The sequence below is a fragment of the Actinomadura sp. 21ATH genome (genome assembly GCF_041951345.1).
Taxonomy (GTDB): Bacteria; Actinomycetota; Actinomycetes; order Streptosporangiales; family Streptosporangiaceae; genus Spirillospora.
On record NZ_JBGNUR010000006.1, the window covers coordinates 364,513 to 386,826 of the forward strand.

A 22,314-nucleotide genomic window follows, 5' to 3' on the forward strand; every position below is an offset into this window, starting at 1 on the left:
GAACGGGAGGCGACATGACCCCCGGCACCCTCGTCCTGCTGCACGCCCCGCTGGCCCGCGCCGCGTCCTGGGGCGCCCTGCCCGACACCCTGCGCGCCGCCGGCCTCACCACGATCACCCCGGACGTACCGGACGCCACCGGCATGGCCTACGTCGCCCGCGCCAGCCTGGAGATCGCCTCCGCCGCCCCGGCGGCCCCCCTGGCCCTGATCGCCCAGGGTGACGCGGGCCCCCTGCTTCCCGCCCTGGCCCTGGCCCAGCGCGCCGCCCACCGCCAGATCGGCGCCTACGTCTTCCTGGACGCCACCCTGCCGCGCCCTCCCCGAGCCCACGACCACGCGGGCGAGGAGCCGGCGGTCCCCGTCCCACCGGACTGGCCCGAAGCCCCCTGCGGCTACCTGACCACCGGCACCGCCCCCACCCAGGCCGTACGAGAGGCCCGGCTACGCGCCTGGCCCGTACAAGAAGGCCCCCCGACCGAAGCCCTCCCCGCCCTACTAGCGGCCCTCTAAAGCAGGGGTACAAGGGGGCGCACTCCCCCTTGCGGGGGACGAGGGGCGGAGCCCCAGCAGGGGGTGCGGGGGACGGAGTCTCCTGCCCTGGGGCGGGTGCCCCGAAGCGAGGAACGAGCGCAGGGGCGCCCACCCCAGGGCAGGGTGGTGTGGAGGGTCGCCCCTCCACAATGAAACGTCCCTCCGCGATTACTCGTTCTTGAGGAGGTCGTCCAGGAGGGCGTCGTAGTCGTCTTCCTCGCGGCCCAGGTCGATGCGGGCGCGGTAGCGGAGGCGGAGGAGGGCTTCCAGGCTGTCCTCGGCGAGGGCCACGTCGTCGGGGCCCGGGGTCAGGGAGGCGTCCTCGTCCTGGGGGGTGCTGCCGGTGCCGGCGCCCACTCCGACGGCGCGGTCGCGGAGGGCGAGGACGACGTCGGCGCCCGCGGTGGCCCATTCGTGGGCGCCCAGCGGGTCGCCCTGGGCGTACAGGACCTCGGCGACGGCGCGGTAGACCTCCGGGTCGCGGGGGCGGTCGGCGCGGATCTGCTCGATCAGCTTGCGGGCCTCGTCGGCCTCGTCGAGTTCGAACAGCGCGTCGGCCAGGTAGGCGCGGGGGTCGCCGTAGGTCTCGCCGCCGTCGGCGATGGCCGAGCGGTAGGTCTCGGCGGCGCGGGCGTGGTCGCCGGCGTGCTGCCACTGCTCGCCGGCGCGGAGCAGCACGTTGGCGCGCGACACCCCGCCGGACACCGCCTCGGCGAGCTCCGCCAGCCGCCGTGCCGCCGAGATGTGATCGCCCGTGCGCAGGGTGTCGAACTCCAGGTCGTCGAGATCGTCTTCCGTCACATGCGTCACGGTTCAACGCTACCCGCCGCCCGGCGAGCGAAGCGGGTGAATCGAGGAGGATCGTGAATTACCTACGCGTACGTTCGGGGCGCACCGTGATCACCTGCGGGAACGTTCGAGGGCGTCCCAGAATCCGCGGCGCAGGGCGTGCCGGACCTCGTCGTGGAGCAGGAAGTCGATCGGCAGCGAGGAGCCCTGGAGCAGCCGCGCCTCCAGGTCGGAGGGCATCCGCGGCTTGCGGGCGAGGACGGCCTCCAGCCACAGCGCGGGCGCGTCGCGGGCGACGGACTCGCCGAAGTCCTGGCCTTCCTGGTGGGCGGCCTTGACCGCGTCGGCGAGCGACGGCGCGGCCTGCTGGGACGGGAGCGGCGCGATCTGCTGGGGCCCGGTGTACGGGCCGGACGACGACGGCGGCGCCGCCGGCGGCTGGGTGGGCGGCGGCACGGGCGAGGACGGGAGGTACTGCGGGCCCGTGCCGGGCTGCGAGGGCGGGGCGGCCGGTCCGGGGTTGATCGGGCCGGTGCTGGACGGGCCGGGCGTGGGGGCGGCGTGCAGCGGGGACGCGTGCGCGCCGCCGAGGCTGCCGAGGCCGCCGCCCAGGCCGGAGCCGTTGATCGGGCCGATGCCGTTCGTGGAGGACGGGGACGACCCGTTGCCGTAGCTCGATGAGGAGCCGTTGCCGTAGCTGGGGGACGACCCGTTGCCCAGCAGGCCGGGCGGCAGGCTGCCGAGCGAGCCGCTGGAACCGTTGGAGCTGGAATCGGAGCCGTAGCCGCCGGTTCCGAGGCCGGTGTCGTAGCCGCCCGTTCCGTAGTTCGACTCGAACGAGCCGGTGCTGGAGCTGAAGCTGGAGCCCAGCGGCGGCGGGGCGCCGGTGCCGGACGGGGAGGAAGAGGGCGAGGGCGTCGACGGGGGCGGTCCGGTGAGCGGGGCGGACGACGGCGGCGGGGTCAGCGGCGAGGACGGCGGCGGGGCGCTCAGCGGGGCGGCCGCCTCCAGCGCGCCGATCGCGCCCAGCGCGCCGCTCGTGCCGTGGCCGTTGGACAGCGGGGCGGGCAGCGCGGGCGTCCCGGTGTCGGCGCCGGAGAGCAGGCTGACGTACGGGCGGAGCTGGCCGGAGTCGACCTCGACCAGGTCGTCGCATTCCTGGCGCAGCGCGCGGGAGATCGTCCAGTTGCCGTCGACGGCGACGTGCAGGACGGTGACGCGGACGCCGAGGTCCTGGGCGTCCACGACGACCTGGGCGAGGTCCTCGTCGCCGGCGACCACGACCGCGTCGGCGAGCGCGCCGTTGCGGGCGAGCGTCATCAGGTCGCGGTGGATCTCGGTGTCGACGCCCTCGCGGCGGCCGGGCCGGACCCGGCCGAGCCGCAGCTTGAGGCCGGGGAGGTCGGCGAGGGCCTCGTGCTCGGGGGCGCGCCGGCCCTCGACCGTGGACTCGTACCAGTAGCAGCGCAGCAGCGGCATCCCGGTGCGGTCGCGGGCCAGGCCGCCGAGCAGCTGGAGCAGTCCGGCGAAGTCCCACGAGACGGTCTCGCGATGGCGGGTGCCGTGCACCGCCATGGCGCCGTCGGCCAGCAGGTAGCCGGCGTCTACGAACAGCGCGCAGCGATCCATGGCATTTCGCCCTTCCTCAACACGGGACCTCTGGGAGCCCACTCCTCGGTACGGGGACGCGAGGGTGACCATGTACGGGCGGCCTCCCCTTCCTGCTGCCGGGGACGCGGGCCGGAGTGAAGACCCCGGGCTTCTATAGCGTAGTGAAGCCCGTTAGCCCCGTAGGCCAATACGGCGATTCGCCACTCTTTCATGACACTTAGCCCGGCGCGAGTCATCCGCGCGCGCAAAAACGGATGGGAGCCGGTGAGCGGGCATGACAAGTGCGGACGCTACCAGTCGTTCTGGGCGGTCCATAATGGCCGCCCGCGAATTTTTACGGCCGCAATCGGCTGCCCGGTTCACGGATGCACGTGCGATAACTCTGCGAAACCGGATCAGCACACCCTGGCAGCGCCGATCTGCTCCAAAGCGGTCGCCGAACGGGGGCTTTCCCACCTGACGTCGCACTCCCGCCCGGCCAGCTCGACGGTCGCGATCGCGTTGTCGAACCACGGCCCGTCGGTGATCCGCCACTTCAGCGGCGGCGGCGCGACCTTCGCCAGCCGCGCGAGCATCCGGAACGGCCCCGGCATGCCGCGCATGCAGGCGATCTTATTGGCCAGCCGGAACTTGCCCACGAGCGGATTGCGCAGCGGTGAGCAGACCACCTGAGTGATCGTCGTGTCGGTGTCGGGCGCCGTCACCCGGGCCAGGTACGAGTAGTGGATGTCACCGGAAAGAAAGGAGATGCTGGCGGGCGCTTCGCCGCGCTCGCCGCGCGCGACCGCGACGACGTCCTCCGCCACCGCGCGGAACGAGGAGTCGAACGCCGCCCAGTGCTCCAGATCGGCCGCCTGCCGGAGTTTCTCGCCGAGCGCGCCGGTCCGCCTGCCCCAGACGCCACCGGCCATCGCCTCGTTCCAGGTCTCGGCGTGGTGGATCGCGCGGGGCAGCAGGTACGGCAGCGAGCTGGCGATCAGCAGGTGCTTCATGCCGCCCTGGCACTGCCCGTCCAGCCAGCGGAACTCCTCGTCGTCCAGCATCCCGCGGCGGTCGGCGGTCAGCAGCCGCGAGCACCGGCTGTCGACGACGATCAGCCGGGTGCCGCCCCAGTCGTGCGCGTAGCTCCACCGCATCGTGGCGGGCTCCTTGTCGGCGCGCTCCGCGAACTCGTCGAGGATCTTGCCGGCGTCGCCGCCGCCGGCCGAGGCGGCGCGGACCGCCTCGTAGACGGGGTCGGCGGCGCGCTCCTCGGCCGACAGGTTCCCGAGGTGCTGGTAGATCCAGTACGACCCGATGCCGCCGGTGATCCGGGCGCGCCACCAGGGCTTCGACCACATCTCCCGCCGCCAGGCGTACGAGGTGTTCCAGTCGTCGCGGATGTCGTGGTCGTCGAAGACGGTGAACACGGGCACCGTGGAGAGCAGCCACCGCACCGCCGGGTCCTCGTGCCAGGCGAGCTTGTAGAGCTGGGTGTACTCCTCGAAGTCGGCGACCTCGTCCTTCGGCTCCACGTCGGGCGCGCGCCGGCCGGCGATGTAGGCGCGCATCTCGTCGCCCAGCTCGTCGGCGTAGATCTGGTCGCCGACCATGAGCAGCACGTCGGGCCAGGACGCGCCCGCGTCGCCCGCGAGCCGGTTCGCGAACGCGGTCAGCGTGTCGAGCCCGTGCCGCCCGGCGCGGTCGGGCGACCGCCGGCACGAGCCGAACGAGATCCGCACCGCCCCGGCCGCGTCCATCGTCCTGATCAGCGGGGCGGGGAACGGGGAGTCCGGCTCGGGCCACACGCGCTCGCCGTCCAGCTCCACCGCGTACGGGACGCGGGCGCCCGGTTCCAGCCCGCCGATCTCGACGAGCGCGTAGTGGTGGCCGTGCGCGGTGAACGTCCGGGCGGCGGCGTCGACCCCGTGCCCGCCGTCCGTACCGTGAACGTCGTGCCCGTCGCTCGTGACGCGGACCTCGCACGGGCGGTCGGTCTCCACCCAGACGGTGGCGGTGCGATCGCTGACGTGGCGGAGGAGCGGCCCGAGTACCAATGCGGTCATAACAGGTACCTCTAGCGGACCGGCGGTGGCCGCGTCCATCGTTCCGGCGGTTGGTACCGCGTGCTATACCTCCGATTTTCGATACGAACCCGCCATCTCCGTGGCGGTCCGGACGAAAGCGGCCAGGGCGGGCGAGGTGCTCCGCTCGGGCCAGGCGAGCACGACCGCGACCGGCGGGGCGTCCGGGACCGGGACGCAGGCGAGGTCGCGGCGCAGGTGGTCGCGGACCGACTCGGGGGCCAGCACGACGGTACGGCCCAGCGCGACCAGCTGCATGAGGTGCCCGGCCTCGGGCGCGCCGCCGGTGCCGCGGTCGAAGAGCGGCTCGCCGTCCAGGTCGGCCATCGCGGCGTGCGCGCGGCCCGCGAGCCGGTGGCCCCGCGGCACCACCACGACCTGCCCCTCGGTCATCAGCTCCTCGCTGTCGAGGCCGGCGAGGTCCTCGTACGGGGCGTGCAGCAGCGCCACGTCGGCCGATCCGTCGTGCAGCGCCCGCACCCGGTCGCCGATGCCGCGCATCAGCACCTCGACCGGGACGGCGTCCGGGCACGCCTCGTACGCCGCCAGGATCGCCGGGAGCAGCCCGCCGTCGCCGCCGGGCTTCAGCACCAGCACGAGCCCCGGCCGGTCCGCGCCCTCCCGCCGGGTGAGCCGGACGGCCGCGTCCACCGACTCCAGCGCGCGGCGGGCCTCGCGCAGCAGGACCGCCCCGGGCGCGGTGAGGGCGACGCCGCGCGGGCCGCGGTCGAGCAGCGTGACGCCGAGGCGCCGCTCCAGCCGCCGGACGGCCCGCGAGAGCGGCGGCTGCGCGATCCCCAGCCGCCCGGCCGCCCGCCCGAAGTGCAGCTCCTCGGCGACCGCGACGAAGTACTCCAGCTCGCGCGTCTCCACACGGTCGGCCATACCGCCAGGGTATGGCGCGTGACCCGGATCGTCCTGTCCGGACGGGGCGCCGCGGTGGTGTCCTCGGATCATGAGCGACGACACGAACGGCAGGATCGCGCTGGTCACCGGCGCGAACAAGGGAATCGGCTTCGAGATCGCGGCGCAGCTGGAGGAGCGCGGGCTGACCGTGCTCGTCGGGGTGCGCGACGCGGGGCGCCGGGAGGAGGCCGTGGCCCGCCTGAAGGACGCGCACGGCGTCCCGCTCGACGTCACCGACCAGGAGAGCGTGGACGCGGCGGCGGCGCTGGTCGCGGAGCGCTTCGGCCGGCTGGACGTCCTGGTCAACAACGCCGGGATCTCCGGCCCGGGGACGCCGCCGAGCGCCTGCGGGACCGGCGAGCTGCGGGAGGTGTTCGACACGAACGTCCTCGGCGTCCTCCGCGTCACCAACGCGATGCTGCCGCTCCTGCGGCGGTCGCCGGCGGCGCGGATCGTGAACGTCTCCAGCGGCGTCGGCTCCCTGGCCCACCACACCGATCCGGAGCACTACATGTCCGCGCTGCCCGCGGGCGCCGCGTACCCGGCGTCCAAGACGGCGCTGAACATGCTGACCGTGCAGTACGCCAAGGAGCTGCGCCCGGAGGGGATCCTGGTGAACGCGGCGATCCCCGGCGCGTGCGCCACCGACTTCACCGCGCACCTCGGGTTCGACATCCCGCGCACGGCCGCGCAGGGCGCCGCCATCGCCGTCCGCCTGGCCACCCTCCCCGGTGACGGGGGGAGCGGCGGGGCGTACGACGACGACGGCCCCGTGCCCTGGTGACCGATCGGTTCACCCTTCCAGGCGGACGAGCATCTTGCCGGTGTTGGCGCCGCGCAGGACGCCGATGAGCGCCTCGGGGGCCCGGTCGAGCCCGTCGGCCACGGTCTCCTCCGTGCGGAGGCCGCCGTCCGCGAGCCAGTCGGCCGCGCGGCCGATGTACTCGGGGAACAGGTCGAGGTGGTCGGCGATCTGGATACCACGCAGCGTGAGCCGCTTCTCGATGATCTTGAAGAGGTTGGCGGGGCCCGGCACCGGCTCGGTGGCGTTGTAGCCGCTGATGGCGCCGATGAGGGCCGCGCGGCCGTGCGGGCGCAGCGCGTCCAGCGCGGCCTCCAGGTGGTCGCCGCCGACGTTGTCGACGTACAGGTCGATCCCGCCGGGGGCGGCCGCGGCGAGCCGCTCCCCCAGTGGCCCGGCGCGGTGGTCGAGCGCGATGTCGTACCCGAAGGAGTCCACCAGCCGGCGGGCCTTCTCCGGGCCGCCGGCCGAGCCGATCACCGTGGCCGCGCCCAGCCGCCGGGCCAGCTGGCCCGCGACGCTGCCGACCGCACCGGCGGCGGCGGACACGAACACCACGTCCCCCTCCTGGACGGGGGTGAGGCGGGTCAGGGCGGCGTACGCGGTGAGCCCGGTCGTGCCGAGCGGGCCGAGGTAGGCGGCGGGCGGCGCGAGCTCCGGGTCGATGACGGTCGCCTCGGCGGCGTCCAGCAGGGCGTGCTCGCGCCAGCCCAGGAAGTGCGAGACGGTCGCGCCGACCGGGACGCCGTCCGCGCGGGACGCGATCACCTCGCCGACCGCCGCGCCGTCCAGCGGGGCGCCGATCTCGAACGGCGGCAGCACGAGGGACGGGGCGTCGTCCATCCGGCCGCGCATGTACGGGTCGACGGACATCCAGGTGTTGCGGACGAGGATCTGCCCTTCGGCGGGCGCGGGCAGTTCGGTCTCGACGAGGGAGAAGTCCTCGGGGCGGGGCTCCCCGTAGGGGCGGGCGGCCAGGACGATCTCGCGGGTCTTCGTGGAAGTCATGGAAGGAGAGTGCGGGAACGGACTGCGGGCTTCCTTTAGGTCCGCTGTAGGTCGGTTAGCCTGCGCCCATGCGATTCGGGGTGCTCGGTCCGCTGGCCGTGTGGACGGACGAGGGCGCGCCCGTGAAGGTGCCCGAGCTGAAGGTGCGGGCGCTGCTCGCCGACCTGCTCGTCCACGAGGGGCGCGCCGTGCCGGCCGACCGGCTGATCGACGACCTGTGGGCCGGCGAGCGGTTGCCGCGCAACCCCGGGGGCACCCTCCAGACCCGGGTCTCGCAGCTGCGCCGCGCCCTGGAGGCCGCGGAGCCCGGCGGGCGGGCGCTGGTCGTCTCGCAGCCGCCGGGCTACCTGCTCCGGACCCGTCCACAGGCTGTGGACGGCGGACGCTGGCGGGAGCTCGTCGCGGGCGCGCGCGCCGAGAACGAACCGCGCGCCAAGGCGAAGCTCCTCAACGAGGCGCTCTCGCTCTGGCGGGGCGAGTCGGCGTACGCGGACTTCGCGGACGAGGAGTTCGTACGGGTCGCGGCGGCCCGCCTGGAGGAAGAACGCCTGGTCGTCCTGGAGGAACTCGCGGAAGCAAGGCTCGCCCTGGGGGAGCACGGCGAACTGGCCGGGGAACTGACCGTCCTCGTGGCACGGCATCCCCTGCGCGAACGGCTCAGAGCCGTCCACCTGCAAGCCCTCTACAGGTCGGGGCGCCAGACCGACGCCCTCGCCTCCTACGAGGAACTGCGGCGGCACCTGTCCGAGGAGCTCGGCCTGGACCCGGGACCCGAACTCGCCGCGCTCCACGAGGCCGTCCTGCGCCAGGACCTGCCGAGGCCGCGGCGCTCCAACCTGCCGGCGCCCGTGACCGAGCTGATCGGACGTTCCGAAGCGGTCGCCGAGGTGCGCTCCCTGCTGAGGACCTCGCGGCTGGTGACGTTGACCGGGCCGGGCGGAGTGGGGAAGACGCGGCTGGCGCTGGAGGTCGTACGGGACGTTCCGGGCGCCGAGGGGGCCGGGGGGGCCGGGGGGATCGGAGCGGACGTGTGGCTGGTCGAGCTGGCCGGCCTGGACCGCACGGCCGGCCGGGACGCGCTGGCGGACGCCGTGTCCACGGCCCTCGGCGTGCGGGACGACGCCCACCCGCCGGGCGCGCCCGCCGATCCCGCCGAGCGCCTCGCGGAGGCGCTCCGCGACCGCCGCCTCATCCTGCTCCTCGACAACTGCGAGCACGTCGTGGAGCCGGCCGCCGAGCTGACCGGCGCGCTGCTGCGCGCCGCGCCCGGCCTGCGCGTCCTCGCCACCGGCCAGGAGCCCCTCGGCATCGCGGGCGAGGCGCTGTGGGCCGTGCCGCCGCTGGACCTGGACGCCGCCGAACGCTCCAGCGCCGTGCGGCTGTTCGCGGCCCGCGCCGCCTCCGCCGCGCCCGGCTTCACCGTCGACGCCGCGAACCTCGACGACGTCATGACGGTGTGCCGCAGCCTGGACGGCATCCCGCTGGCCCTGGAACTGGCCGCCACGCGCGTCCGTTCCCTGGGCGTCCGCGAGCTGGCCCGGCGCCTGGACGACCGGTTCCGCGTCCTGACCTCCGGCGGCCGCGACGCCCCGGCCCGGCAGCGCACCCTCCGCGCGATGATCGACTGGAGCTGGGAGCCGCTGCCGGAGCGCGAGCGGACCGTCCTGCGCCGGCTGGCCGTGCACGCCGGCGGCTGCACGCTGGACGCGGCCGAGGAGGTCTGCGCCGAACCCGGCCTGGACGTCTTCGACGCCCTGGCCCGCCTGGTGGACCGCTCCCTCGTCTCCCTCGTCCCTCCGGCCGGCGCGGCGGACGGCCCGCGCTACCGCCTCCTGGAGTCGGTGCGGGCGTACAGCGCGGAACGCCTCGAAGAGGCCGGCGAGGCCGGCGAGATCCGGCGCCGCCACCTGCGCCACCACGTCGCCCTCGCCGAACGCGCCGAGCCGTACCTCTACGGGCCCGACCAGCGCGCCTGGCTGGAACGCCTGGACGCGGACGCGGCCGACCACCGCGCCGCCCTGGAGTCCGCCGTACGGCTCGGGGAAGGCGGCCTCGCCCTGCGGCTGGTGAACGCCCTCGCCTGGTACTGGTTCCTGCGCGGGCGCCTGAACGAGGGCCGCCGCTCGCTCGACACGGCCCTCGCCCTGGCGGACGACCCCGAGGCCAGGGCGTGGCGGGCCGGTTTCGCGCTGCTCGGCTACGACGGCACCGATCCGCGGTCCCGCGAGGAGGTCGCGCTCATCGCCGAACGCGGCGTGCCCGCCATGAGGACGCGGGCGCGCTGGTTCCTGGCGTTCGCCTACCGCGGGTTCGGCGACCTGTCGATCACCGGCCGCCTGATCGACGAGGCGCTGGCCGAGTTCCGTGCGCGCGGCGAACGCTGGGGGACGGCGGCCGCACTCGCCGTACGGGCCACCATCAGCCGCGCGCGCAGCGAACTCGGCGACGCGTACCGCGACGCGTCCGAAAGCGAGGAGCTGTTCCGTTCCCTGGGCGACCGCTGGGGGCTGCTCAAGGCGACCAACAGCCTCGCCGAGCTGGCCGAGATCGCGGGCGACTACGCCCGCGCCAAGGACCTGCACCGGGACGGCCTGCGCCTGGCCGAGGAGCTCGGGCTCCGTTCCGAGGCGTCGTTCCGCCACTCCGGCCTCGGCCGCGTCTCCCTCCTGGAACGGGACTTCGCGGCGGCCGACGAGCACCACCGCCGCGCCCTCGCCCTGGCCGCCGAGCAGGGCAACCGGGTCGCCGAGCACTTCGCCGAGGTCGGCCTGGCCCTCTCCGCTCGCAGGCAGGGCCGGTTCGCCGACGCCGAGGCCCACCTCCGCAAGTGGCTCGGCTGGATCCGGCAGGTCCACGGCGAGCCCGGGCTGCCGCTCGTGCTCGCGGAGCTGGGCTTCGCCGCCGAGCAGCGCGGCGACCGCGACGCCGCCCGCGCGCTCCACCGGGAGGGCCTGGACGCCGCGCGCCGCATCGGCGACCCCCGCGCCGTCGCGCTCGCCTACGAGGGCCTCGCGGGCGCCGAGGACGACGCCGTCCGGGCCGCCCGGCTGCTCGGCGCCGCCGCCCGGCTGCGCGCCTCGGTCGGCGCCCCGCTCCCGGCCGCCGAGCGCGGCGACGTCGACCGGATCACCGCCGCCGCCCGCCGCGCCCTGGGTGAGGACGCCTTCGCGGCCGCGTTCTCCTACTCAGGAGATCTTGAGTAGCGGCGCCCTTAGCCGGACCCGCCCGGGCGGGAAGACTCGTCCGCATGACGAGACACGTCCTGGCCGCCGCGCTGACCTTCGCCGCCACGCTGCTGAACTGGTACGCCTGGCTGGGCTGGGACCAGCGCCGCGACGAGCACCCGGACGGCCACACCACCGGCCCGTACGAGGGCTGGCAGGTGGCCGGCCTGGTGCTCGTCCTGCTCGCCCTGGCCGTCGCCGCCGCCTGGTACGGCCACGCCGCGGCGGGCCTCATCGGCGGCACCGCCGGCATGGCGGCGGCGACGGCCGTCGACTGGTCGGACGACTCCAGCGGCCTCTGGATCGTCGGCGCCTGCCTCGTCACGTTCGGCACCCTCCTGGTGGGCGGCATCGCGACCGGCCTGACCGCCCTCCTCCGGAACGGGCGCCGTCAGATGGCGAAGAACGGCACCGGCCACCTCCCCAGCCGGTAGGGAAGCGTCACCGCGAGGTCACCGACCCGCAGCACCAGCCGGCGCCGTACGAGATCGCGGAGAGCGGGGGCCTCCACGTCCCGTACGGCCGCCGGCGTGAGGCAGGCGGTGAACGCGTCGATGAGCGCCGGGTCCTCCAGCACCGTCTGCACCGGCGACGCCGCGTCCCGGACGTCCTTGACCTGGAGGAACCCGGGGCCCATCCGGTAGTGCAGCGACCCGAACGCGTACGCCCGCGCCCACGCCTCCATGGCCTCCTTGGCGTCCGTGTCCGGCCCCAGCTCCACCGGCGGCGGCAGATGGTGCAGGAGGCTGAGATCGATCCCCCCGCCGGCCCGCCCGCGCCACGCGACCCGCCGCCCGGTCGGCACGAGATCCCGCAACCACACCACGGCCCTGACCGTCGCCTCCGGATCGTCCCCGATTTCGAGGTATCGGTCGATCGCAGTCATCTCTACTCCTCTGGGAGACGGCCGCCTACCGGCGCCGGGGGAACGCGGTGGCCGTGGCGGCGTGGATCACTGGATTTCAGCCAGCGCCGGTTCAAGGGCGCGTTGGATTGCATACCGTGACCGAGCATGTACATAGCGCGTAGATCATGATGCCGTTGAACGTCCGTTTCTGGGCGTGGGGCTGCGGAGCGTCTCATGGCCGAGACGTGAACGCGGCCAGGAATCTTCTGGCCGCCGGACTGGCGGTTTCTGCCTGTGGAGCCGGTGTGAGACCTCAACGGAACTCTTTCCGTGCGGGGCGGTCGGCAAGGAAGCAGGAACCCCAGGGCGAGAGCCCTGGGATTCCGTTGCCCTGAGCTGCGGAAGAGGTCAAACGTGCGGCCGCCAGCGGGCGGTGTCCTCTAGGGACTCGGCGACCTTGTGGACGGGCATGCCGCGGGTGGCGAGCGCCAGGTAGGTGGGGCCGTCCCGGAAGAGGAGGCCCTTCGCGACCTGCTCGTCCAGCCAGGAGAGCGGGACGTCCAGGTGCGCGGCGGCGCGGCCGCGTTCCAGGGCGCGGTACGCGGTGGCCTCGGCGCCGGTGAGGACGTGGTCCGTGCGCGGCCAGCCCTCGCGGCGGTCCTCGATGCGCAGCATGTCCGGGGTGTCCTCGCGGATGACGAGAGACGAGGCGGGGTACGCGTCGCGCCAGCGCAGGCCGGCGTCCTGGAGGCGCTTCTCCAGGGCGGCGGAGATGCCGGCGGGCGGGGCGTCGAAGAGGTAGACGAGGTCGTCCAGCTCCTCGCGCGGCAGGTCGTAGACGTGGCCGTAGATGCGGTGCGGGCGGCGTTCGGGGAAGCCGAGCTCGGGCCGCTCGAAGTACGGGCTGAAGCGTTCGAGCAGGATGCGGCCGACCGAGCCGGGCGGCTGGAGGTGGACGAGGGCGGGGATCTGGGCGAGGACGTCCAGGTAGTCCTCGTCGGTCTCGCCGGGGAACCCGCACAGGTGGTTCCAGGAGACGGTGATGCCCTCGGCCTCGCAGTCGCGGAGCGTGCGGACGTTGATCGTGGCCGTGGAGCCCTTGTCCATCAGCTCCAGGACGCGGGTGCTGAGGCTCTCGATGCCGGGCTGGACGCAGTGCACGCCCGCCTCGGCGAGCAGGCGGATCTGGTCGGCGCGGAGGTTGGCCTTGACCTCGTAGTGGATGCGCAGGTCCCAGCCGGTCGCCGCGAGGCCGGGCAGCAGGTCGCGGAAATAGCCCATGTCCAGGATGTTGTCGACGGTGAGGACGTCGAGAATGCGGTGCCGTTCGACGAGGTGTTCCAGGTCGGCGCGGAACCGTTCCGCCGGATGTGCGCGAAACGCGATGGACGAGCCATTGAGACCGCAGAACGTGCACTGGTGCTTCTCGCCCCACCAGCATCCGCGCGCCCCTTCGAGCAGCAGTTTCGGTTCGATGTACGGGCGTACGGCCGACGAATCGAGTGCGGCCTGCCAGGCGTCGAAATCGGGCCGGGGGATGAGCGCCGGCGGAACGGGATGCGGCGCTTGCGGATTGGCCACCGAATCGTCACCTTTCCACCAGCAGACGCCGGGAAGGTGTTCCGGCGCCTGGCCGGCGGCGACGCGTTCGAGCAGTTCGGGGAATACGCGCTCGCCCTCGCCGCGGACGACCAGGTCGACGAACGGGTGGTTGCGGTGCAGCGCGTGCCCCATCGCGCCGTCGCAGTTGCTCCCGCCCATGACGATCACCAGGCCGGGGGCCTCCTCCTTGAGCCTCCGCGCGAGCGCGAGGCTCGCGAGGTTCTGCATGAACGTCGAGGTCAGGCCGACGACGTCGGGCTCGCCGGCCAGGATCTCGCGGGCGGCCAGCTCGACGAAGCCCGCCGCGAGCGGCCGCATGCGGCGGGCCGCCGAGATGTCGAGCGCGCCGCCGCGGGCGTCCGCCGCGTACGCCTCCAGTTCGGCCGTCCGCCATTCCGGGTCGTCGTAAAGCGCGCCCGCGAATACCCAGTCGCCGATCCCGTGAAACACGTCGTCGACGGAAACCCGTTCGCAGGTCTCCGGCGTGATCTCGCCTCCGGTCTCGGTCAGGAGGTATTCCGCCCAGCGCAGGTAGCCGTGGTATTCGCGAACGGTGTCCATCGGGCGAACGTCGGCGAGGCGGGCGGTGAGCAGGGCGAGGGGAAGCGACGGCAGTTCGAACGACTGCCAGGGCATCGACACGAGCGTGACGCGGAGTCCGGCGCCATTGCCGGGCGGGGTGAGAGGGAGCATCATCCGGCCAGTGTCCGTTATTTACACTACTGCGAAAATGCCCTGACCGGATAAGGTCATGTCCTTGCCTTGAAGATCATGACGTGATGTGGTGCGCAGCATGCTCGCGGCGCTCAGGCACCGGCAATTCGCGCTGCTGTGGAGCGGGCAGGCGCTCAGCGCGATCGGGAACCGGATGTTCCCCGTCATCCTGGCCCTCGTCGTCCTCGACCGGTACGGCGCCGCCGCGCTGGGCGCGGTGCTGGCCGTCCAGGGCGCGGCGCTGGTGCTCGGCGCGCTCGCCGCCGCCGCCGTGACCGACCGGCTGCCGCGCCGGACGATCATGATCGTGACGGATGCCGCCCGCGCGCTGGGCGTCGCCGCGCTCACGCTCGCCCCCGGCCCCGCCCTCTTCCCGCTCGTCGCGGCGATCGCCCTGGCGGAGGGCCTGTTCCAGCCCGCCTACGCGGCGCTGCTCCCGCGCGTGCTGCCGGCCGGACGCCTCCGGGAGGGCAACTCCCTGACGGCGTTCTCGCAGTACACCGCCATGATCGTCGGCCCGTCGCTGGCCGGTGCGGTGATCGCCGCCGCCGGTACTACGGCCGCCCTGTGGATCGACGTCGGCACGTTCGCCGCGAGCCTGGTGACGCTGGCGCAACTCCGCGAGCCCCCGGCCGGGCCGGCCGCCGCCCCCTGGACGCTCCGGGAGACCGGCCGCGACCTCGCCGGCGGCCTGCGCGCGGTCCTGGAGCGCCCCTGGCTCGCCGCCTCCATGGCCACGTCCACGCTGGTCATGACCTTCGCCATCGCCCCGATGATGCTCGCGGCGCCGCTCGCCGCCGGCGGCCCCCGCGCCTACGGCGCCCTGTTCACCGCCCTCGGCGCCGGCTGCGTCGCCGGAACCGTCCTGGCCGCCCGCCTCCGTACCCGCCGCCAGGGGGCCGTCTCCGTGGCGGGCCTCCTGGCGGCGGCCGCCGCGCCCCTCGCCCTCGCCGGCCTGCCGCTCAACGCCGTACTGCTCCTCTGGGGCGTCGCAGGAGCGGGCATCACCGTCTACGAAGTCCTGTGGACGACCGCCGTACAGCAAGAGGTCCCCGACGCCCTCCTAGGCCGGGTCATGGCGCTCGACTGGTTCGGCAGCGAGGCACTGACCCCCTTGGGCTACCTGCTGGCAGGACTGGCGGTGACCGCCCTGGGCACCGGCGCCGTCCTCGTCGCGGCGGCCTGCATGGTCGCGCTCACCGCACCGCTCCCCCTGCTGGTACGGGGCGGATCCACGTTCACGACACCCGCGCGTACACCCGCCTAGGAGAGATCGAGCACCCATGTGCAGAGGGTGTAACTGCGCCGCTCCCCCTCCACCACCTCCGGCTCGGCGTCGGTGAGCCGGAAACCGGCCGACCGCGCCACCGCGATGCTCGGCGCGTTGTCCGGCTCGATCTCCAGCGCCACCCGCGCGTACCCGAGATCCTGCCGGGCGAGGTCGGTCATCAGCCGCACCGCCCGCACCGCCAGGCCCTGCCCCCGGTGCGCGGCGCCCACGACGTAGCTGATCGTGCCCTTCAGCCGGTTGAGCCGCACCTCGCCCTTGACCTCGGTCCCGTCGGTGGTGATGGCCAGCTGCACGCGCTGGTGCGCGGCCTGCGCCTCCCGCGCCCGCTCCAGGTACGCGCGCGCCGCCGCGAGGTCGAACGGCGAGGCCAGCGGCGTACGGTCGGCCACGTCCGCGTCGTCGAACAGCTCCACCATGGCCGCGAGATCGTCGTCGGCCCACTCGCGGAGCGTCAGCCCGTACCCGGTCAGCGATGAGATTCGGTCCACGACGCCGACCGTACGCCGCCCGCCTACCCGTACTGGACGATCTCGTGCCCGTTGCCGTCCTGATCACGGAAGGCGAACATCGGCGGCGTCCCCTCCCACTCCAGCAGCTCGTCCACCTCGACGCCCCGCTCCTTCAGCGCGGCGTGCAGGGCGGCGGCGTCCCCGGTGCTGAACCGGACGCCGATCTCGTTCCCGGCGGGCTGCGCCGCGCTCTCCGGAACGAGCGCGACCTCCGTCCCCGACCCGGGCGGCGCCACCGTGATCCACCGCGCGCCGAACCGCTCCAGCGGCACGTCCAGCCGCTTCTCCATGCCCAGTACGCCGACGTAGAACGCGACCGCCTTGTCCTGGTCGGTCACGGGCACGGCCACGGCCCCGATGCCGGTGACGCCCATCTGCTCCATCTCGGCCCTCCTCGTCGCGGGTACACCGATGCCGACCGGCGGCCGCCCCGAAACTCATCGCGGAACGCCCCGCTGAAAAAATTTCGGGACCGGGTGTCCATCCGGGCGGGGGCCGCTCGTGGACAAGGCGTACGACGTCCCGAGAGACAAGGAACGGACCATGAAGTACATGCTGCTGCTGCACAGCCCGCCGGTCGACGACGAGGGCCGGGGCCCCGAGCCGGACCCGTGCGAGTTCGAGAAGTGGGTGGAGTTCGACAAGGCGATCACGGACGCCGGCGTCGTGGTCGACTCCGCCTCGCTCGCGGACCTGACCACCGCCACCACCCTCCGGGTGAACGCGGCCGGCGAGCGGGTGATCACCACCGACGGGCCGTTCGCCGAGACCCGGGAGGTCCTCGGCGGCTACTACGTCGTCGACGTCCCGGACCTCGACGCCGCGCTCGACTGGGCGGCCCGCTGCCCGGCCGCCCGCGACGGAGGCTCGGTCGTCGTCCGCCCGGTCGGCGAGTACTGAGATGGACGCCGCGGAGGCCGTGTTCCGCGAGGAGCACGGGCGGCTGCTGGCCGCCCTCGCCCGCCGCTTCGGCGACCTCGACCTGGCCGAGGAGGTCGCCGCCGACGCGATCGAGGCGGCGCTGGTGCACTGGCCCGCCCGCGGCGTCCCGCCCAACCCCGGCGGCTGGCTGATGACCACGGCCCGCCGCAAGGCCGTCGACCGGCTCCGCCGCGACAAGGCGTACGCGGCCCGGCTCGCCCTCCTCCAGGTGGAGGCCGACCGGGCCGCGCCGCCCGCAAGCGGCGACGAGCTCCCCGACGAGCGGCTCCAGCTCTTCTTCACCTGCGCCCACCCGGCGCTGCCCGCCGAGGACCGCGGCGCGCTGACGCTGCGCTGCCTCGCCGGGCTGACGACGCCCGAGGTCGCGCGGGCGTACCTCGTCCCGCAGGAGACGATGGCCAAGCGGCTCGTGCGGGCCAAGAAGAAGATCCGCGAGGCCCGTATCCCGTTCCGCGTGCCCGGCCCCGACGAGCTGCCCGAACGCCTCCCGGGCGTCCTCCAGGTGCTCTACTCGGTCTTCACCGAGGGGTACGCCGCCAGCTCCGGCCCCGACCTGCAGCGCCCCGGCCTGGCCGACGAGGCGATCCGGCTCGCCCGCATCCTCCGCCGCCTCCTGCCCGCCGAACGCGAGGTCACCGGCCTCCTCGCGCTGACGCTGCTGATCCACGCCCGCCGCGACGCCCGTACCGGCCCGGACGGCGAGCTCGTCCTGCTCGGCGACCAGGACCGCGGCCGCTGGGACCGGCAGATGATCGAGGAGGGCCTGCGGCTGGTCCCGGCCGCCCTCGCCGGCGGCCCGCCCGGCCCGTACGGCGTGCAGGCCGCGATCGCCGCCCTGCACGACGAGGCCGCGGACGTCGCCACCACCGACTGGCCGCAGATCGTCGCGCTGTACGACGTGCTGCTGGCGCTCGTGCCGTCCCCGATCGTCCGGCTCAACCGCGCCGCGGCCGTCGCCATGCGGGACGGCCCCGAGGCCGGCCTGGCGCTCCTCGACGAACTCGCCGCCGAACCGCGCCTGCGCCGCCACCACCCGTACCCCGCGGCCCGGGGCGACCTGCTGCGACGCCTCGGCCGCCGCGCCGAGGCCGCCGCCGCGTACCGCGAGGCCCTCGCCCTGGCCGGCACGGCCCCGGAGCGGGCCCTGTTCCAGCGCCGCCTGACCGAGCTGGAGCGACCGCCCGCCTAGCCCCCGCTCAGGTCGACTCGTGGCGTGTCTCCCCTCCGTGCGCCCGCCGGCGGGGCGACACGCCACGAGTCAACGGGGGGCGCCGGCGGCGAGGCGGACGGCCAGGCCGGTGAACACGGTGCCGCTGAAGATGTTCAGGGCGCGGGCGGCGCGGCGGCTGCGCTTGAGCAGGTCGGCGAGGCGGCCCGACAGCAGCCCGATCGTGGCGTCGACGGCCAGCCCGATCGTGACCAGGGTGATGCCGAGGACCATGAACTGGGCGACGGTGTGGCCGAGGGCCGGGTTCACGAACTGCGGCAGGAACGCGATGTTGAACAGGATCACCTTCGGGTTGAGCAGGTTGGTGATCGCGCCCTGCCAGAACGCCCGCCTGCGGCCCGGCCCGCCGGCCGCCGGCGTTCCGTCGGCGGCCTCGACCGTTCCGCGGTCCCGGAACGCCTTGACCGCGAGGTAGAGCAGGTAGGCGGCACCGGCCCAGCGCAGCACGTGGTAGAGCGTCGGCAGGGCGGTGAACAGGGCGGACAGGCCGAGCATCGCCGCGACCGCGTGCACCGACGCCCCGAAGGCCACGCCGAGCGCGGCCATCACGCCGGTGATCGGCCCGCCCCGGCCGCCCATGGCGACCACGAACATCATGTCCGGCCCGGGAGTCAGGCACAGCGCCAGCGCCGCAACAACAAAAGCCGCAAAAAGGGAGACATCAAGCACGCTGCGATTGTCGCCGACGCGGCGACCTCTCCGATACGCCCCCATGCTGGGACACGCGGCGGCGGCCACAGGCCCGGCCCATCGCCGGCGCTCGCGACGGGTCTACGCGTCGCCGTCCCGCTCCGGCTCGGCCGGGCCGCCGGCGGCCGGTTCCGGCTTCGTGTAGAGGACCTCGCGGGCCTGCTCGGCGGCGCGGACGAGGCTCTCGGTGACGAAGTCCATGTAGCGGGCGATCTTCTCCAGGCGGTCGGCCGCCGGGGTCCCGGGACCGAGGACGCCGACGCCCTGGCGCGCGGCCGCGACGAGCTGCTCGTTGTCCCGGGCGCTGCGGATCATCGACTGGTACCAGACCTCGTCGTCGACGGCGTAGCGCTCGCGGCGGCCCTCGTCGCGCTCGCGGCGGACGAGGTCCAGGTCGGCGAGGGCCGTGATCGCCTTGGAGACGGTCGCCGGGCTGACCTGGAGGCGCTGGGTGAGCTCGGACGCGGTGAGGCTGCCGGAGTCGGTGGTGTAGAGGCAGGCCAGCACCCGCGCCATCATCTTGGGCAGGCCCGAGGTCATGAAGACGGTGGCGAAGCTCTCCTCGTACTCGCGCACGGCGTCGGCGTCGCGCCCGTGCGGCTGCGGGACCGCCTGCGACTCCCGGGACGAGGCGGGCCGGCGCCGGTGGGCGCGGCGTTCGGTGGCGCGGTGGGCGAGGTCGGCGCGGTAGCCGGTGGGGCCGCCGTTGCGCATCACCTCGCGCGTGATCGTGGAGGTGGGCCGGTCCAGGCGCCTGGCGATCTCGGCGTAGGCGAGGCTGTCGGCCAGGCCCAGCGCGATCTGCTGGCGTTCCTGCTGGGTGAGCCTGCCTCCCGGCATCGCGATCTCCTCGGTGCTCCTCGACGCGGCCTCCACCCTAGCCGCCATCCTCAATCCATTGCAACGGGAGCGCGGCCCTGTGTTGCGTTAGCGCGGATTCGTTGCAACGGAGCGTGGTCATCGATCGGGCAAGTCGCCGGTAGTACGCAACGGCCTCGTTACGTGATTCGCGAAGGCAACGTAGCGTTTCCGCGTTCAGAAATCGGTGAGGTCGGTGAGCAGGTCGGCGAACGCCATGGCGCGGGGCGTGTGGCCGGCGGTCGGCCACAGGAGCCCGTACTCGACGGGCGGCGCGTCCAGGAAGGGGACGAACGCGACGCCGGGCCGGGCGAAGTAGCGCTCCCCGCGTACCGAGACCGGGAAGGCGCCGAGGCCGGCGGCGGCCAGGGAGAGCACCTCGGCCCAGTAGGTGAAGACCGGGCCGCGGGGGATGGGGCGGCCGGACGGGGTGTGGGTGGGCAGATGGACGGCCGTCATGTAATCCGGGAGCCCGCCCGGAATGATCAGCGGGATGTCGGCGAGGTCCTCCATCGTCACGTTCTCCCGCTGGGCGAAGGGGTGGCCGGCGGGGACGAGCAGCGCCCGGGAGTCGGACAGGACGGTGGGTCCGACGGTGATGCCGGGTTCGGCGACGGGGAGCTCGCTGAGCTGGAGGTCGAGGTCGCCGCGGCGCAGCGGGCCGTGCGGATCGTTGAGCTGGATCTCCTGGATCTGGACGGTGCAGGCGGCGTAGCGGGCGCGGAAGGTCTCCGCCGCCTTGAGGAGCAGGTCGGCGCACCAGGGGGTGGAGTAGCCGACGCGCAGGGTGCCGGTGATGCCGCGCGCCTCGGCGACGGCCTGGTCCACGGCCTGCTGGATCCGCTGGTGCGCGGGCAGCAGATTGTCGCGGAGCCGTTCGCCCAGCGGCGTCAGGTCGACGGTGCGGGACGTGCGGGCGAACAACGGCGCGCCGATGCGGCGCTCGGCCTTCTTGATGACGTGGCTGACGCGGGACGGGGTGATGTGCAGCCGCTCGGCGGTGCGCCCGAAGTGCAGCTCCTCCGCCAGCACCAGGAAGATCTCGATGTCCCGAAGCTCCATGAATCCCCCCGAATCGATCGTGAACGTAGCCGTCATCGCCGCGTTGACACAAATCGCATCGATGACCGGCCGGGCAACGCTGCCTTGCCGACATCGCCGTTGTTCGGCGAGGGCCGTCCCGCCAGCCTGGTGACGGGCGCCTCCGGCGCCGGACCGCCGGTGATCAGGGAGTGGACATGACCGATGACGGCGCCTGGGCCTGGCCGGGGCGGGTGCGCGTCGCCCGCGCCGAACCGGCTCGGGAGGAGCCGGACGGGCCGTGCCTGCGGGCCTGGCACGCGGTGGTCGCCGCGTCGATGGCCGCGGACGCGCCCGGGACGGCGCCCGCCGCCCCCCGCCGGTTCCACGCTCACCTGACCGCCGGGGCGACGGCCGTCTGGACGGCCACCCGGGCGGGCCAGGTCCTGGGACTGGCGGTGCTGCACCTGCCGTCCGCCACCGCGACGGGACGCGCGCACGTGCACGTCCATCCGGCGTACCGGCGCCGCGGCGTCGGCGGCCGGCTGCTGGGCGCGCTGACCGCCGAGGCGAGCGAGCGCGGCCTGAACGGCGTCATCGCGGCCGTGCCCGTCGGCGGGACGGGCGACGCGTTCTGCCTGCGGCGCGGCCTGACCCGCGTGCGCACGCTGCACCACCTGCTGCTGTCGCTGCGGGACGTCCATCCGGGCTGGCTGGACGAGATGGTCGCGGCCGAGCATCCGGGCTACCGGCTGACGAAGACGGCGCGGATCGCCCCGCCGGGACGCGAGGACGCAGTCCCGGGCGACGTGCTGCTGACGGTCGCCGCCGAGCACGGCCGCGGGGTCGTCGGCTGCACCGAGGTCGTGGTCCCCGGGGGCGGCGGGTCCCGCGCGGCCCAGCACGACCGCCCGCCGTCCGACGACCATCACGGCCTGGGGCTGGACCTGTGGGTGAAGGCGACGATGCTGCGCCTGCTGTACGACGAGTACCCGCAGGTCACGCAGGTCGCGACCGACAGTCCCGGGCACGACGGCGACCTGCTGGCGGTGAACCGCCACCTGGGCTTCCGGCTGCACCACCGCACCAACGAGTACCGCCTCTGAACCCGGCGCAGAGCGTTAACTCTCAGTCCGTTGCAACGAATACGGCTCCGATGTTGCATTAGCCTTCAGTGTTGTTGCAATGATTAAGCAGCTTCTACCTGCGAGAACGTGAAGCCAGCGCAACATGTATGTTGCTCAATCTGGAAATGCAACGTAGCGTTTGCGATGTCAGAAACAAGCACGAACGAACCGAACCGCAGGGAGAACCCGATGAACACCTTCGCCACCCCCGCCCCGATCACCGCCGTCCTGACCGTCCCCGCCGGCCGGGTGCAGTTCATCGCCGCCGACCGGGCCGACACCGCGGTCGAGGTCCTGCCCGCCAACGCCTCCAAGGGCCGCGACGCCAAGGCGGCCGAGCAGACCACGGTCGACTACGCCGACGGCGTCCTGCGCATCCAGGTCCCCGAGCCCAAGAACCCGGTGACCGGCAAGTCCGGAGCGGTCGAGGTGACCGTCCAGCTGCCCGCCGGCTCCCGCATCCAGGTCACCGCCGCCGCCACCGAGCTGCGGGGCGTGGGCCGCCTCGGCGAGGTCGCCTTCGAGGGCGCCTACCGCCAGATCAAGGTGG

Annotated in this window: 20 protein-coding genes and 2 pseudogenes; 10 read left to right on the forward strand and 12 right to left on the reverse strand. The window is 74.0% G+C overall.

Translation table 11 applies throughout. The features are described 5' to 3' along the window. Positions 1–14 precede the first annotated feature (14 nt). Entirely contained in the window at positions 15–512 is a 498-nt protein-coding gene (locus ACA361_RS21275) for a hypothetical protein (RefSeq protein WP_375014182.1), read from the forward strand. 189 nt (positions 513–701) lie between these two features. Here ACA361_RS21275 and ACA361_RS21280 read toward each other — a convergent pair whose 3' ends face one another. The 4 genes from ACA361_RS21280 to ACA361_RS21295 all read right to left on the reverse strand — a co-directional run bounded on the left by ACA361_RS21280 (position 702) and on the right by ACA361_RS21295 (position 5,881). Next, a complete protein-coding gene (locus tag ACA361_RS21280; protein ID WP_375014183.1) occupies positions 702–1,343 on the reverse strand; it encodes a tol-pal system YbgF family protein in 642 nt (213 codons plus the stop codon). Between the two features lie 90 nt (positions 1,344–1,433). After that, positions 1,434–2,951 carry an NYN domain-containing protein gene (locus tag ACA361_RS21285; protein ID WP_375014185.1) on the reverse strand — a complete coding sequence of 506 codons (1,518 nt, stop codon included), beginning with the start codon at positions 2,949–2,951 and terminating at the stop codon, positions 1,434–1,436. Between the two features lie 377 nt (positions 2,952–3,328). Further along, complete coding sequence (locus tag ACA361_RS21290) at positions 3,329–4,978, reverse strand: alkaline phosphatase D family protein (RefSeq protein WP_375014187.1); 1,650 nt, start codon at positions 4,976–4,978, stop codon at positions 3,329–3,331. 63 nt (positions 4,979–5,041) lie between these two features. Next, positions 5,042–5,881, reverse strand: coding sequence for a LysR family transcriptional regulator (locus tag ACA361_RS21295; RefSeq protein ID WP_375014190.1), 840 nt, complete (start codon positions 5,879–5,881; stop codon positions 5,042–5,044). A 70-nt stretch (positions 5,882–5,951) separates the two neighbouring features. Between ACA361_RS21295 and ACA361_RS21300 the strand changes: the two genes are divergently transcribed. Continuing rightward, the gene (locus ACA361_RS21300; RefSeq protein ID WP_375014192.1) at positions 5,952–6,686 is read left to right on the forward strand and encodes an SDR family oxidoreductase; all 735 of its coding nucleotides are present in this window, start codon (positions 5,952–5,954) and stop codon (positions 6,684–6,686) included. A gap of 9 nt (positions 6,687–6,695) precedes the next feature. On the opposite strand, the gene ACA361_RS21305 is transcribed toward ACA361_RS21300, so the two are convergent. Next, positions 6,696–7,712, reverse strand: coding sequence for an NADP-dependent oxidoreductase (locus ACA361_RS21305; RefSeq protein WP_375014194.1), 1,017 nt, complete (start codon positions 7,710–7,712; stop codon positions 6,696–6,698). Positions 7,713–7,780: 68 nt separating this feature from the next. Between ACA361_RS21305 and ACA361_RS21310 the strand changes: the two genes are divergently transcribed. Further along, complete coding sequence (locus tag ACA361_RS21310; protein ID WP_375014197.1) at positions 7,781–10,915, forward strand: BTAD domain-containing putative transcriptional regulator; 3,135 nt, start codon at positions 7,781–7,783, stop codon at positions 10,913–10,915. A 44-nt stretch (positions 10,916–10,959) separates the two neighbouring features. Beyond that, positions 10,960–11,370, forward strand: coding sequence for a hypothetical protein (locus ACA361_RS21315; protein ID WP_375014199.1), 411 nt, complete (start codon positions 10,960–10,962; stop codon positions 11,368–11,370). Here ACA361_RS21315 and ACA361_RS21320 read toward each other — a convergent pair. Next, on the reverse strand, positions 11,328–11,822 hold the full coding sequence (locus tag ACA361_RS21320; protein WP_375014200.1) for a DUF5825 family protein: 495 nt from the start codon (positions 11,820–11,822) through the stop codon (positions 11,328–11,330). The two genes, ACA361_RS21315 and ACA361_RS21320, sit on opposite strands and share 43 nt — an antisense overlap. Before the next feature lie 149 nt (positions 11,823–11,971). Here ACA361_RS21320 and ACA361_RS21325 point away from each other — a divergent pair. Further along, positions 11,972–12,178, forward strand: a pseudogene (locus ACA361_RS21325) (RNA-guided endonuclease TnpB family protein); the annotation flags it as partial. Between the two features lie 13 nt (positions 12,179–12,191). Here ACA361_RS21325 and ACA361_RS21330 read toward each other — a convergent pair. Continuing rightward, a complete protein-coding gene (locus tag ACA361_RS21330) occupies positions 12,192–14,081 on the reverse strand; it encodes a RiPP maturation radical SAM C-methyltransferase (RefSeq protein ID WP_375014202.1) in 1,890 nt (629 codons plus the stop codon). Positions 14,082–14,166: 85 nt separating this feature from the next. Between ACA361_RS21330 and ACA361_RS21335 the strand changes: the two genes are divergently transcribed. After that, positions 14,167–15,366 carry an MFS transporter gene (locus ACA361_RS21335; protein WP_375014204.1) on the forward strand — a complete coding sequence of 400 codons (1,200 nt, stop codon included), beginning with the start codon at positions 14,167–14,169 and terminating at the stop codon, positions 15,364–15,366. Here ACA361_RS21335 and ACA361_RS21340 read toward each other — a convergent pair. Both ACA361_RS21340 and ACA361_RS21345 read right to left on the reverse strand, forming a co-directional pair. Further along, entirely contained in the window at positions 15,363–15,878 is a 516-nt protein-coding gene (locus ACA361_RS21340) for a GNAT family N-acetyltransferase (protein ID WP_375014206.1), read from the reverse strand. The genes ACA361_RS21335 and ACA361_RS21340 overlap by 4 nt on opposite strands. Positions 15,879–15,901: 23 nt before the next feature. Further along, positions 15,902–16,282: a VOC family protein gene (locus ACA361_RS21345; protein ID WP_375014208.1), complete on the reverse strand. Its 381-nt coding sequence runs from the start codon at positions 16,280–16,282 to the stop codon at positions 15,902–15,904. Positions 16,283–16,442: 160 nt separating this feature from the next. Between ACA361_RS21345 and ACA361_RS21350 the strand changes: the two genes are divergently transcribed. Together ACA361_RS21350 and ACA361_RS21355 are read left to right on the forward strand one after the other, a co-directional pair. After that, positions 16,443–16,799, forward strand: coding sequence for a YciI family protein (locus ACA361_RS21350; RefSeq protein ID WP_375014210.1), 357 nt, complete (start codon positions 16,443–16,445; stop codon positions 16,797–16,799). Between the two features lies 1 nt (position 16,800). Next, the gene (locus ACA361_RS21355) at positions 16,801–18,030 is read left to right on the forward strand and encodes an RNA polymerase sigma factor (RefSeq protein WP_375014213.1); all 1,230 of its coding nucleotides are present in this window, start codon (positions 16,801–16,803) and stop codon (positions 18,028–18,030) included. A gap of 69 nt (positions 18,031–18,099) precedes the next feature. Here ACA361_RS21355 and ACA361_RS21360 read toward each other — a convergent pair whose 3' ends face one another. The 3 genes from ACA361_RS21360 to ACA361_RS21370 form a co-directional block, all read right to left on the reverse strand. After that, positions 18,100–18,738 (reverse strand): LysE family translocator, encoded by a 639-nt coding sequence (locus tag ACA361_RS21360; RefSeq protein WP_375014215.1) that lies wholly within the window; start codon positions 18,736–18,738, stop codon positions 18,100–18,102. Between the two features lie 102 nt (positions 18,739–18,840). Next, entirely contained in the window at positions 18,841–19,599 is a 759-nt protein-coding gene (locus ACA361_RS21365) for a helix-turn-helix domain-containing protein (RefSeq protein ID WP_375014251.1), read from the reverse strand. A gap of 195 nt (positions 19,600–19,794) precedes the next feature. Continuing rightward, a complete protein-coding gene (locus ACA361_RS21370) occupies positions 19,795–20,679 on the reverse strand; it encodes a LysR family transcriptional regulator (protein WP_375014217.1) in 885 nt (294 codons plus the stop codon). A gap of 176 nt (positions 20,680–20,855) precedes the next feature. Between ACA361_RS21370 and ACA361_RS21375 the strand changes: the two genes are divergently transcribed. Further along, on the forward strand, positions 20,856–21,743 hold the full coding sequence (locus ACA361_RS21375) for a GNAT family N-acetyltransferase (RefSeq protein WP_375014219.1): 888 nt from the start codon (positions 20,856–20,858) through the stop codon (positions 21,741–21,743). Between the two features lie 210 nt (positions 21,744–21,953). After that, positions 21,954–22,314 (forward strand): annotated as a pseudogene (locus ACA361_RS21380) (hypothetical protein); the annotation flags it as partial.

What these genes read in the sequence shown, in the direction of transcription:
- ACA361_RS21275 (WP_375014182.1), top strand. Translation starts at nt 15, where the DNA reads ATGACCCCCGGCACCCTCGTCCTGCTGCACGCCCCGCTGGCCCGCGCC.
- ACA361_RS21285 (WP_375014185.1), bottom strand. Translation starts at nt 2,951, where the DNA reads ATGGATCGCTGCGCGCTGTTCGTAGACGCCGGCTACCTGCTGGCCGAC.
- ACA361_RS21290 (WP_375014187.1), bottom strand. Translation starts at nt 4,978, where the DNA reads ATGACCGCATTGGTACTCGGGCCGCTCCTCCGCCACGTCAGCGATCGC.
- ACA361_RS21295 (WP_375014190.1), bottom strand. Translation starts at nt 5,881, where the DNA reads ATGGCCGACCGTGTGGAGACGCGCGAGCTGGAGTACTTCGTCGCGGTC.
- ACA361_RS21300 (WP_375014192.1), top strand. Translation starts at nt 5,952, where the DNA reads ATGAGCGACGACACGAACGGCAGGATCGCGCTGGTCACCGGCGCGAAC.
- ACA361_RS21305 (WP_375014194.1), bottom strand. Translation starts at nt 7,712, where the DNA reads ATGACTTCCACGAAGACCCGCGAGATCGTCCTGGCCGCCCGCCCCTAC.
- ACA361_RS21310 (WP_375014197.1), top strand. Translation starts at nt 7,781, where the DNA reads ATGCGATTCGGGGTGCTCGGTCCGCTGGCCGTGTGGACGGACGAGGGC.
- ACA361_RS21315 (WP_375014199.1), top strand. Translation starts at nt 10,960, where the DNA reads ATGACGAGACACGTCCTGGCCGCCGCGCTGACCTTCGCCGCCACGCTG.
- ACA361_RS21320 (WP_375014200.1), bottom strand. Translation starts at nt 11,822, where the DNA reads ATGACTGCGATCGACCGATACCTCGAAATCGGGGACGATCCGGAGGCG.
- ACA361_RS21330 (WP_375014202.1), bottom strand. Translation starts at nt 14,081, where the DNA reads ATGATGCTCCCTCTCACCCCGCCCGGCAATGGCGCCGGACTCCGCGTC.
- ACA361_RS21345 (WP_375014208.1), bottom strand. Translation starts at nt 16,282, where the DNA reads ATGGAGCAGATGGGCGTCACCGGCATCGGGGCCGTGGCCGTGCCCGTG.
- ACA361_RS21350 (WP_375014210.1), top strand. Translation starts at nt 16,443, where the DNA reads ATGAAGTACATGCTGCTGCTGCACAGCCCGCCGGTCGACGACGAGGGC.
- ACA361_RS21355 (WP_375014213.1), top strand. Translation starts at nt 16,801, where the DNA reads ATGGACGCCGCGGAGGCCGTGTTCCGCGAGGAGCACGGGCGGCTGCTG.
- ACA361_RS21365 (WP_375014251.1), bottom strand. Translation starts at nt 19,599, where the DNA reads ATGCCGGGAGGCAGGCTCACCCAGCAGGAACGCCAGCAGATCGCGCTG.
- ACA361_RS21370 (WP_375014217.1), bottom strand. Translation starts at nt 20,679, where the DNA reads ATGGAGCTTCGGGACATCGAGATCTTCCTGGTGCTGGCGGAGGAGCTG.
- ACA361_RS21375 (WP_375014219.1), top strand. Translation starts at nt 20,856, where the DNA reads ATGACCGATGACGGCGCCTGGGCCTGGCCGGGGCGGGTGCGCGTCGCC.